The organism is Acetobacteroides hydrogenigenes (assembly GCF_004340205.1).
GTDB lineage: Bacteria > Bacteroidota > Bacteroidia > Bacteroidales > ZOR0009 > Acetobacteroides > Acetobacteroides hydrogenigenes.
Map to the genome: position 1 here is coordinate 60,779 of NZ_SLWB01000017.1, position 10,799 is coordinate 71,577.

Consider the following 10,799-nt stretch of genomic DNA (forward strand, 5'->3'; position numbering starts at 1 on the left):
ATGCATCGATGCATTAGCCTTGCCGGAAATCCCGAAGGGGTCATGCACCGATGCATTAGCCTTGCCGGAAATCCCGAAGGGGTCATGCATCGATGCTTTAGCCTTGCCGGAAATCCCGGAGGGGTCATGCACCGATGCATTAGCCTTGCCGGAAATCCCGGAGGGGTCATGCATCGATGCTTTAGCCTTGCCGGAAATCCCGGAGGGGTCATGCATCGATGCTTTAGCCTTGCCGGAAATCCCGGAGGGGTGACCATTCGTGGAGGCAATGCTTCCGAAAAAAAAAGGAGGCACCCCAACGGGGCGCCTCCTGCATGACTTGTTATCCAGAATTACCGGCGCTTGAAGAGGTCGTTGAGCTTCTTCTTGGCCGCATCCTTCAGCTGGTCTTCTGCCTTCTTTTTGGCTGTATCGCTTTTCGATCCGCCAATAACCTTGTCGAGCAGCTTAGAAGCCTCCTTGGTGGCTTCCTGCTTCACCTTATCCTGAACAGCCTCTTTTACCTCCGACTGTACGGTCTTACCACTGGCGCTGGCCACATTAACCAGCTTCACCGAAGGTTTGCTGTAGGTGCCAGTCACGCCAAGGGTTACCTTCATGTCACCAGAGGCAGCATTCTTGCCTAGGTAGCGGCTCATGGCGCTGTTCAGCGATGTGGTAACGGCATTGGCCGGTACATCCATCAGCAGGTTGTAGTTAATCTTACCATCTAACGAGGTGTAGCCGCTTACGGTGGTCTTGCGACCGTGCATTGAGATATCGAATGGCTTCACCGACAGCTTGCCATCCTCGAGGGTCGTCGATAGGGCTAGCTCCTTTATCTCGGTCATTGCGCTAGCCGTTGCTGGCTTAGAGAACTGGGCCACCAGCGAGGTTAACTTGGTATCCTTAAGCGTTCCGCTGAGGATCTTCACCAATCCGCCTCCATTCAGCGAGGCCACATTAGGGGTCATATCCTTGGTTAAATCGCCCTTCAGGTTGTAGTTGAGGTCCATATTACCCACCACGTACTGCGAAATGGGCGCGTACTTTTGGATGGTTTCGAAAGTTTCGAAAGCCTTTGGTATTGATACCGATTTGATGCCAAGGTCGAGGTCAAACTTCGGCTTCTTCACGTCGGAGTCGAAGGTACCCTTAACGTTCACCAAACCGCCAATAATGCCCATGTTGGCATCCTTGATGGTCATGATGCCCTTCGATATGCTTACCAGCGCGTTTACGTTGTCGGCAACGATGTTGTCGTAGGTAAACTTGCCGATGTGCGCCTTAAGGTCGAAGTCGATGTTCTTAGGGATCATCGAAACGGCCACGCTGGAGTCTTTCTTGCTTGGCTGCGAAGCCTGCTGCTTGGCAACGGCCTCCTTATCGGCAGGGGTCATCCACTCGTTGGCGTTAAAGGTTGGGATGTTGACGTTGAGGTTACCCCCAAGAACGCCATCGGGCTTAAAGAGGAATCCCATGTAGTTGGTTACGCTTCCGGTGGCCGAGATTTGGCTGCTGCCCACCTTCGACTCAAACTTGGTAAGGTTGATCGATGCAGGGTTAAACACCACCGCAGCGGTGCTGATGGTTACCCCCTGCTTGAAGTCGGGACTCGAGTAGGAGAAGTTAGCCACATTCATATTTCCCGAAGCCTTAACGTTGGCGTAGCGCTTAGCCGTAACGTCCGACAGCTTTCCGGAAGTTGCCAAATTGGCCTTAACCTTTCCCTTAAGCGTCATATCCTTTAGGTTGAAAATCTTGGCGATCTTTTCCAGATCCACGCCACCGGCAACCTTTACGTTCCAGGCAAGATCCTTGATGTTTTGCACGCTACCTGTTGCCGTTAAGCTCTCTCCGGCAAGCAGCATGTTGAAGTTGCCAATTTGAACCACGGTATTCTCAGCCTTTCCGGTAGTGTTGGAAGCCGTCATGACAAAGTTGAGGTTTTGCAGCGGCGTAGGCAGTAGCTTATTCTGAACGAAACCATTCGTCAGCTTAGCCGTAGCGGCAAGTATTGGGAATGCGCCCGTCTTATCGTCGTAAACGCCCTTTGCGTTAAGCGCCAAATCGAAGATACCCTTAATGGTCATCCCTTCGATTGGGAATGCCGAGGTTAGCTCTCCAAGATTAAGGCGAGCGTTCACCTTAGCATCTACAGGGAAGTTCTTTAGGTTGGCAACCTTTAGGTAGCCATCGAATGGGTTGTTACCAATCTTAAAGCTAAACTTATTTAGGTTGATGGCGGTGCTTGGAATAAGCCCATCCTTATTGTCCACGTTCAGGTCGATGTTGATATCCTTAATCGCCTCAGGTACCTTTGGATACTTAAACGAGGCATTTTTGGTAACCAGCTTCACGCCAAAAGCAGGAAGGAGGCTATCCTTCATTGTACCCTTGGCATACCCGCTGAAGTCGAACTCACCATCAGCCTTAATATCGCCGAAGCTCTCGGTATACACGCCAGGAACCAGCGATAGCAGCCCCTTAAACGAGTTGTCGAGCGCCATAAAGGTTACATCCATCTTTATGGCATTCTGCTGCGCCAGCTGCACCCAGCCGTCGAAGCCGAAGTTAAAGTCGTTTACCTTAATGGAGTTGTCCTTAAAGGTGTACTTGTTGTTGTTCATGTCCATGTTCACCACAAAGTTCAGGTCGAGCGACTTGTTGGATAGGTACTCCGTGCCGTTCATGGCAACGGTAGCCTTATCGGCGGTAAGCTTAGTCGATAGGTCGAATACGTTCTCGGCCAAGTCGCCGCTACCGGTAATGTTCAGGTTCTTCACGCTGGCAAACATCTTCGACTTCTGATCGCTGTAGATGATGTCTGCATTCTTTAGCGCAAGCTCCTTTAGGCGAAACTTGACAGGCTCAGCCTTTGTGGTATCCACTCCTTTTGTGGTATCGGGCTGTGCCTTGTAAATGTCGTAGTTGGCTTTACCGTTGGGCAGCACAATCACGTTAAGCTTTGGCTTGTCGAGGATAATCTTATTAACCTCTATACGCCCCGAACTGATAAGCGCAAATATGTTAACCGTAACCTCAAACTTCTTAAGGTTGACAAGCGTATCACCCTTAAACTCATCACGCCCCACCACGCTCAAATCCTCGAGCGCAAGCGTAAAGTTGGGGAAATGACGAAGCATCCCAATACTCAGTCCATCCTGAGGAAACTTCACATCTGCATTGATATTCTCTGCAATGAACTTATCAGCTGCTTGCTTTATTGTTGGCTTAAAAAGGTATGGCAGAATTAGCACGGCTAACAGCAGCACACCTAAAGTTGAGCCAAGAATAATCAGAAGTTTTTTCTTTTTCATTCGAAATAATTTCTAATGGTTATTTTATCCCAAATCTAATGAAATTTCGTAGGAATAGCTTTTCCCAACTAGTAATAAACTCTAAGATTTTACATCCTTTTTGTGAATTACTAAGAAGATAAATGCGGAATCAAAAAAAACAGCATTAGTGCTGAAAATCGGAACAAAATTATTCGGAAAATTTAAAGAAGGAGGTAAAATAAAAAAGGATAACAACGCTTAATTGTTATCCTTTTTATTTGGTGCCCAGGACGAGACTCGAACTCACACGGCCTAACGGCCACTACCCCCTCAAAGTAGCGTGTCTACCAATTCCACCACCTGGGCAATTACTTCAATCAACTGTTTTGCGTACCCGGAACAGGACTCGAACCTGCACGCTATTGCTAACACTAGTCCCTGAAACTAGCGCGTCTACCAATTCCGCCATCCGGGCATTGATTGTGTCAGCGTTTCAAAGATTGACGCTGCAAAAGTATAGATTTTTCGGGGATCTGCAAGGATTTTGCTTAAAAAATATCTACACTTTCTTGACTAAAAAAAGTAAAGGGAGAAGGCTCTGTACTCCTTCTCCCTTTATATCTATTGACTTTTACAGTCTTGCAAGCTAAAGGTTCGCTTCTACGTAATTCAAGAATTTAGAATACAGCTGCAATCTTGTTTTTCCACCGTAAATGCTGTGGTTCTTATCGGGGTAAACCATCATATCGTACTGCTTGTTGGCCTGAACAAGCTTCGAAACCAATTCGTAGGAGTTTTGGATGTGCACGTTATCGTCGGCAGTGCCATGAACAATAAGCACCTTTCCCTTTAGCTTATCAACATGATTAATCGGAGAGTTATCGTCGTAGCCGCCGGGGTTGTCGTTGGGAAGGCCATTGTAGCGCTCGGTGTAGACGCTATCGTAGAAGCGCCAGTTGGTTACGGGTGCAACAGCAATGGCCATTTTGAAGACATCTGCACCCTGCATGATGGCATTGAGCGACATAAACCCGCCATAGCTCCAACCCCAAATACCAATTCTACCCTTATCAACGTAAGGAAGAGAACCTACATACTTAGCGGCGCTAATCTGATCGAGTACCTCGAGCTTACCCAGCTGACCGTAGGTTTGCTTCTTGAAAGCTTCGCCACGTGCACCGGTACCGCGCCCATCTACACAAACCACAAGGTAACCCTTTTGTGCAAGGACGTTCTCCCAGCCCAGTTCCCAGCTATCGAGCACCTCCTGAGAACCGGGACCACTATACTGAGTCATAAGCACAGGGTACTTTTTGGAAGAATCGAACCCAACGGGCTTAATCATCCAGCCGTTTAGGGTAACACCCTCAGGCGTTACAAACGTAAAAAACTCCTTTGGGGTGATGTTATACTCTGTTACCTTTTGGGCTAACGCGGCGTTATCCTCCAAGGTGCGAATCTGCTTTCCGTTTGCCTGATGCAGCGTGATCAGCATTGGAGATGTTGTGCTGTTGAAGAAGTTGATGTAGTACTTAAACCCTGTACTGAATACGGCCTTATTGGTCCCAACATTGGTCGATAGCATTTTGCTCTCGCCGCTCTTGAGGTTAGCCACGTAGAGCTCGCGCTGCATGGGCGATTTTGCGGCGGCAAGGTAGTATACCAGTCCGTTCTTTTGATCGATGCCCAAGAAGCTGGTTACATCCCAGCTGCCTTTGGTGATCTGCTTTACCTGCTTACCATTCATATCAAAAAGGTATAGGTGGTTGTAGCCATCCTTCTCGCTATTGATGATGAACTGGGTGCCGTTATCGAGGAAGGTGAGGTAGCTGTCGGTTACCTCGGTGATGTATCGGTCGTTTTTCTCGGTGTAAAGCGTGGTGGTTGTACCATCGGCAGCGTTGCCAACAAGGATGTCGAGGTGGTTTTGGAGGCGGTTAAGGCGCACCATAGCCAGCTTAGCGGGGGTCTTGGTCCACTTAATGCGGGCTATGTACTGGTTATCCTCATCTCCCACGTTCATTTTGGTTGATTTAGCAGAAGCCAAATCGTAGCAGTAGATGGAAACCACAGAGTTCTGCTCGCCTGCTTTAGGGTACTTGTAGGTATAGTTTGCAGGGTAGAGTTTACCCTCAAACTTATTCATGTTGAAAAGCTTTACGCGCGACTCGTCGAAGCGGTAGAAGGCTATCGCTTTGCCATCGGGCGACCATTCGAAGCCTTTGGCAAAGCCAAACTCCTCCTCGTACACCCAGTCGGTAGAGCCGTTGATGATGTGGTTGAACTTGCCATCGGTGGTTACCTGAACCTCCTTACCGGTAGCCAGATTGGTATAGTAAACGTTATTATCGCGGGTAAAGGCAACCTTAGAGCCGTCGGGCGAGAAGGTGGCGTAGCTCTGCTTGCCATTCGAAGAAAGCGGCTTTATAGCCTTGGTTGCTCTATTGAAGATGTAGTAGCTGGCAGTAAACGATCGGCGGTAAACGGGTTCGCTGCCGGTAAGCAGAAGCAGCTGCTTTTCGTCGGCGCTAAACTCGTAGCCGGAAACCGATTTCAACCCAAACTGCTGAAGCTGCTTAACGGTAAGAATGGTATCCACCGCCTTGCCGGTTTGGTAGCTGTACACAACGATATCGCCTCCGCTAAAGGCGGTATAGTTTACGCCATCGTTCATCGAATTGATGCCCGAGACCGATTTTGCTCTAAAAGTCCCCTTCTCCATCAAGTCGGAAATGGTAATCTCCTTCTTTTGAGCCAAAGATGGAATGCTTACGCATAGTAAAGCAGCCAGCCCAAGGGCGATTCTCCCTCTCTGCATTTCGTTTTTTATTAGGTTAAATACTTATGATCGTAAGGCGCCAAAAATATGCAACTATCGCCAAAGCGCCAATTAATATAGACACCCAAATTCGGCAAAACTGGCAGCTCGTAAAAGATTATCTTTACCCGATCAATAGAACAAGCGATGAGCGATAGAATAGCGGCACACGAGCTTCTGGTTAACGAGCTAGTAAATCTTCAGGATTCATCAACCCAAAAGGTGGTGGCGTACTTCTTTAAAACGGGCGAAGGGCAGTACGGCCATGGGGATAAGTTTTTGGGCATTAAGGTGCCCGTTGTACGATCAACCATTAAGCCATACATCCATAAGATAGCATCCGAAGAGGTTGAACACCTCCTGCGCTCGGAATACCACGAGGTGCGGCTGGCCGGGCTGCTGGTATGGGTGGCCCAGTACAAGAAGCTGAAGGACGAGGCTGCCCGAAAGAAGATCGTTGACCTCTTCCTTAGGAATACCCAGTACGTAAACAGCTGGGACCTGGTAGACCTGAGCTGCGAGTACATCGTTGGCGAGTACCTGCTGGATAAGCCTGCCGACCTGCTCTTTACCCTGGCAAAGTCGGAGAACCTGTGGGAGCAGCGCATCGCCATAGTGTCGACGCTAACCTTTATCCGAAAGGGACGATTCGAGGATACGCTGGCTCTTTGCGAGGGATTCCTCGACCACCAGCACGACCTGATCCACAAGGCCTCGGGATGGTGCCTGCGCGAGATCGGGAAGCGCGACGAGACCGTTCTTAGGCGGTTCCTAGCGCAGCATGCGCACGTTATGCCCCGCACCATGCTGCGCTACAGCATCGAAAAGATGGGCGAGGCCGACCGAAGGTTCTTTATGGAGGCTAAGGCGAGGAGCATTACCCTCAGGACTAATTAACAAGAGGCCTGCAAACTCCAATTTTCATTTCTTTTGAAGGATCAAAAGAAACGAAACAAAGAAAAATCCTGCACGAATTAACTCGCTCGGTCGCGGTGGAATGTTACGATTTCAAATGTTGCTTCTTGTCCTTTCATCGGTATTGCCCTAGTTGGCGTTGTGGAAGCTCCGCTCGCTCAAACAGAATTCGTGCCTGTCTGGTATGGCTTCGCCATGGGGCTTACGGAATAACCTTTCGGCTCTTTTCACCAATCCATGCCGCCTATTCAGTATCCATCAATTTAACGCTCTGGTTTTGTTCTTCTATAAAAAGTCCTGACGGCAATGAGGCGAGGAGCAACAGGTAGAACGGTACCCGTTGTGCGCTCGTTGCGTAAAGGGCAGCACCCATTTTGCTGAGCGCAGGAGCAAATGTGTAATCCACAGGAGGTAATGTGTAAACCGCAGGAACGAATGTGCAAAACCTCCAACCGATTGTGCACAGCAACCGAGCGAATGTGCTAAACCACCAACCGATTGTGCACAGCAACCGAGCGATTGTGTAAAACCACCAGCCGATTGTGCACAGCAACCGAGCGATTGTGTAAAACCACCAGCCGATTGTGCACGGCAACCAAGCAATTGTGCTAAACCTCCAACCGATTGTGTACGGCAACCGAGCGATTGTGCTAAACCTCCAACCGATTGTACACGGCAACCGAGCGATTGTGCTAAACCTCCAGCCGATTGTGTATGATAACCGAGCGATTGTGCAAACCAAAGAGCGCTGCGGGAAACGAATTCGGGGTAAGCCTGAAATTTCTCGAAAAAAGCGTCCCTTTGTTTTTGCAAAAATTAAAAAAAGACGTACTATTGCACCAAAAGTAAGCACGTTCTTTAACAGTAAGATATTTCTCAGCATCTATGCGCTTTACATGTAGCTATTCTTTAGCGATGTGTTGAGCCTGTTGATTTGGGTTTGGTTGAGACAGAAAGATTCTTCTGTCATCGTTGTTCAGCTTAATTTCGGCTATATGCCGGCTAACGTAGGCCAATTGCTGAGTGCGGTTTAGGTGCGGTTTTTGCGAAATAACCTAGTAGCTGGGCAATAAAAAAACAAAAAGGTCGATTGAAACAATCGACCTTTTTTAGCATATCAAGGGTTAGTTTCCGCCCCCTCCATTTCCGCCACTTCCACCGCCGCTTTTTACGTCGTCGTTGCTGATGCTGCGCTTGGCCTTCTTAACCATGGCGCCCATCTTACCGAAGCGGTAGCTGATGCCGAAGCTAACGGTGCGATTTTGGTAACGGTACTCGCTGTGCGAGCTAAAGGTCTTGTCGCTCATGTTGCTTGTCGAGGTCCTATAATTCTGGAATGGGCTGCTAACCGAAACGCTCAGGTTTAGCTTCTTGCTGAGGAATTCCTTGCGCAGGCTAAACGAGTTATACCAGAAGCCCTTCGATTTGCCTTGCAGCTGCAGCCATCCGGAGTAGCCGCCCACGTATCCCGAGAAGGATAGACCCGGGATAACGGTCCAGTAGAACGAGCCCGATCCGTTGTACACCCATCCCTCCTTTCGGAACGTTTCGTTTACGCCGCCATTCCGTTCCATAACCGAGTAGGATGCCCGTCCGTTAAGGCTGAACGACAGCTTTGGGCTTGGGCGGTAGGAACCGTAGACGTTTGCCCCGAAGGAGTTGTTGGTGCCGCTATTCTCATAGGTGCGCACCTGTACGCCATCGCTACGTACCGTAAGGATGCTTTGGATGGCGTTATCGTTTAGCTGCGCAAACAGGCCAAAGTCGACGTTCACCTTAGAGCTAAAGAAGCTGTAGCCCAAATCGAACGCGTGCACCTTTTCGGCATCGAGCTTAGGGTTACCGTACGAAAGAGACTTAGGCTTGGAGTCGTCGATATAAGGATTGAGGTACCATATGCCAGGTCGCTGTAGACGCTGGGTGTAGTTAAGCTTTACGCTGCTCGATTCCTTTAGCTTATACGATAGGGTAAAGTAGGGAACAACGTCCGTAACGTTGTTGCTAAAGCTGGTGGCCGTGCCGCCCTGCTTCGAGTCGGCATCGGTATACGCGCCTTCGAGCCTAAAGCCCGTCTTTAGCGACACCTTGTTCATCTTAAACAGATACCCCATGTAGGCGGCAACAATGTTTTGGGTGTAGGTAAGGTCGCCATACCTACTAGCATCTTCTACCCAGCTGCCGTTGCTAAAGTTGTAGTAGTTGGTTTCGCTGGGGTTGGTTCGTATGATATACTTTGTACCGAGCTCGTACTGATGCTTTGGGGTAATCGGATTAACGAAGTCCACCTGAAAGGTGTTCTCGTAAGAGCCCGCATGGTTCTTCGAAGTATTGCGCTTATCGGCGTAGTTAAGGATACCATCAACCGTGTACTCGTACTCCGTTTCGCGAGGAATATAGTCGAGCTTATACGATACGGTAAACAGCTTATCGGGCTTCTTAAAGGAGCGCTGGTAGTCCAGATTACCGGAGATGGAGCCGCTGGTGCTCTTGTTTTTGTTAGCCTGGCTGAACTGCTGAGATAGCACCCCCTGATCGTTGTAAACAGAGGTTAGGATCTCCGATTTGTTGTTCCAAGAACCACCGTACCCCCAGAACGAAAGGCTAAGCAGGTTTAAGGAGTCTATTTCGTAGCTCATATCGCCCGAAGCAAAGTTGGAGAATCCATCGCCATCGGATAGCGATGAGGTTTCCGTTCTTCGATCGGTTGCGCTAAGGTAGTTTTCGGTAAGGCTGTACCCTGTCGATTCTTTTTGCTTGTTGTAGTTTGGGCCATAGTTTAACGAGAAGGAGAGCTTGCCAATCTTGGCCGTTGTGTAGAATCCGCCGCCGAATCCGCCAAAGCTATCCGCACGAAGGTTTACGCTGCCCATTACGCCCTCCAACGTCTTTTTTGCCGTAACGATGTTAATGATCCCCCCCACACCCTCGGCGCTATACTTCGAAGATGGATTGGTAATAACCTCCACGTTCTTGATGCTGCTGGCGGGCATCCCCTTAAGCACATCCTTAGGGTTGCTCGACATCAGCGTCGACTCCTTTCCGTTTACGAGGATCTTAAAGCTCGAAGAGCCTTTTAGCGTAATATTATCCTCCCCGTCAACCGTTAGCAGGGGCACCTTACGGAGCATGTCCAACGCATTGGAGGTTTGCGATTCGGGATCGGCCTCGGTGTTGTAGGAAAGCTTATCCACCTCAACCTTTACCAGCTGCTTCTGAGCCTGAACCACAACCTGATCGATTTTAGAGGTTGATTCGCTCATTACAATCGTTCCCAGATTTTCCTTTGGCTTACTCCCAACGCTGAATTTTACCTTTGCGGGATTATAGCCAATAGCGGTAATTATTACTTCGCCTTTAACATTATCCTTCAACGTAAAGTCAAACTTACCCGAGCCATCGGAGGCTAAGCGCTTCAAGACTTTTTTTTGGGCATCCTGCACCGTAACGGTTACAAAGGGAACCCCTTTTTTAGATAGAGAATCAACCACTTTACCCGATATGAGGGTAGCATTGGAGTCTCCAAAGCTAGCCAGAGGCAACCCTCCTACTACTAAAAGAAAGAAAATAAGAAATCGATACATAGTTAACTATTTAGGATTTGTGTTTAATGCTCGTTTAAAGCTCGAATCGCAAAGAACTTACCCTCAAACTGCTCGTAGTTAGAACCACCCCTAAGGACAAAGAAGTGGCCGTAAATGAAAAACCGCACCTCGGTGCTACTTCCATTCATTAATGGTTTTCGCTTGCTAACGATAACCCAAACGCACTTATTGTTTATAGATGATTTACCTTAATTAAGGCAGAAA

The 10,799-nt window shown here is 48.8% G+C and carries 5 protein-coding genes and 2 tRNA genes; 2 read left to right on the top strand and 5 right to left on the bottom strand.

From position 1 onward, the window contains the following. On the top strand, positions 1–318 hold the full coding sequence (locus CLV25_RS14145) for a hypothetical protein (protein ID WP_131840318.1): 318 nt from the start codon (positions 1–3) through the stop codon (positions 316–318). A gap of 14 nt (positions 319–332) precedes the next feature. Here CLV25_RS14145 and CLV25_RS14150 read toward each other — a convergent pair whose 3' ends face one another. The 4 genes from CLV25_RS14150 to CLV25_RS14165 all read right to left on the bottom strand — a co-directional run bounded on the left by CLV25_RS14150 (position 333) and on the right by CLV25_RS14165 (position 6,078). Continuing rightward, positions 333–3,299 (bottom strand): AsmA family protein, encoded by a 2,967-nt coding sequence (locus CLV25_RS14150; RefSeq protein ID WP_131840319.1) that lies wholly within the window; start codon positions 3,297–3,299, stop codon positions 333–335. A 240-nt stretch (positions 3,300–3,539) separates the two neighbouring features. Further along, positions 3,540–3,626 (bottom strand) — tRNA-Leu (locus tag CLV25_RS14155). A gap of 25 nt (positions 3,627–3,651) precedes the next feature. Next, positions 3,652–3,735: transfer RNA gene (locus tag CLV25_RS14160), tRNA-Leu, on the bottom strand. 171 nt (positions 3,736–3,906) lie between these two features. Continuing rightward, positions 3,907–6,078, bottom strand: a complete 2,172-nt coding sequence (locus tag CLV25_RS14165; RefSeq protein WP_131840320.1) for a S9 family peptidase — start codon at positions 6,076–6,078, stop codon at positions 3,907–3,909. A 147-nt stretch (positions 6,079–6,225) separates the two neighbouring features. On the opposite strand from CLV25_RS14165, the gene CLV25_RS14170 reads away from it, so the two are divergent. Further along, positions 6,226–6,975: a DNA alkylation repair protein gene (locus tag CLV25_RS14170; RefSeq protein ID WP_131840321.1), complete on the top strand. Its 750-nt coding sequence runs from the start codon at positions 6,226–6,228 to the stop codon at positions 6,973–6,975. 1,142 nt (positions 6,976–8,117) lie between these two features. On the opposite strand, the gene CLV25_RS14175 is transcribed toward CLV25_RS14170, so the two are convergent. Further along, positions 8,118–10,574 carry a TonB-dependent receptor domain-containing protein gene (locus tag CLV25_RS14175; protein ID WP_131840322.1) on the bottom strand — a complete coding sequence of 819 codons (2,457 nt, stop codon included), beginning with the start codon at positions 10,572–10,574 and terminating at the stop codon, positions 8,118–8,120. Between the last annotated feature and the right edge of the window lie 225 nt (positions 10,575–10,799).